The organism is Saccharothrix xinjiangensis (assembly GCF_039527585.1).
GTDB classification, from domain to species: domain Bacteria; phylum Actinomycetota; class Actinomycetes; order Mycobacteriales; family Pseudonocardiaceae; genus Actinosynnema; species Actinosynnema xinjiangensis.
Window position 1 is genome coordinate 1 of sequence record NZ_BAAAKE010000098.1, and the last position, 553, is coordinate 553.

Annotated in this window: 1 protein-coding gene; it reads right to left on the reverse strand. The window is 68.5% G+C overall.

Annotation, left to right across the window (positions count from 1 at the left end; all coding sequences use genetic code 11):
- Window positions 1-539: IS5 family transposase (locus tag ABD223_RS43410; protein WP_344044226.1), on the reverse strand; the 539-nt coding region annotated here is incomplete at its 3' end.
- Between the last annotated feature and the right edge of the window lie 14 nt (window positions 540-553).

The following is a 553-nucleotide window of genomic DNA, read 5'->3' on the forward strand; positions in this document are numbered from 1 at the left end:
GCCAGGATGATCTCGACTCGGTGGTAGGCGGCTCGTTTCGCGAACCTGGTGGCCAGGCCACGGAACTGCTTGAGTCTGTTGAAGCACCGCTCGACGACGTTGCGGAGCTCGTGGAGATCGGGGTCGAAGGCCGGTGGCCTGCCGCCGGCCGAGCCCTTGGCCTTGCGGCGGGCGATCTGGTCGGTGCGTTCGGGAATGGTGGCCTTGATCTTTCGCTCACGCAACACCGCGCGGGTGCTCGGGTGGGTGTGAGCCTTGTCGGCGATCACCCGCCCGAACCGCACCCGCTGCCCATCCACGTCGACCTCACGGATCCCGTCGAGCAGCGGCAGCAGTTGCGGATTGTCCCCGGCCCGACCGGGGGTGAGGATCACCGCCAACGGCAGACCAGCTGTGTCGACGGCCAGGTGAAGCTTGGTCGTCAAGCCCCCGCGGGAGCGTCCGAGGCATTCCCCGTCGACGGCGATCTCCTCGACCCAGTCCGCGCGACCCCCTTTTTTCCGGGCTCCGGCGGCGGGCCGGCGGGCCCGGACACTCATGGAATCGACACTGA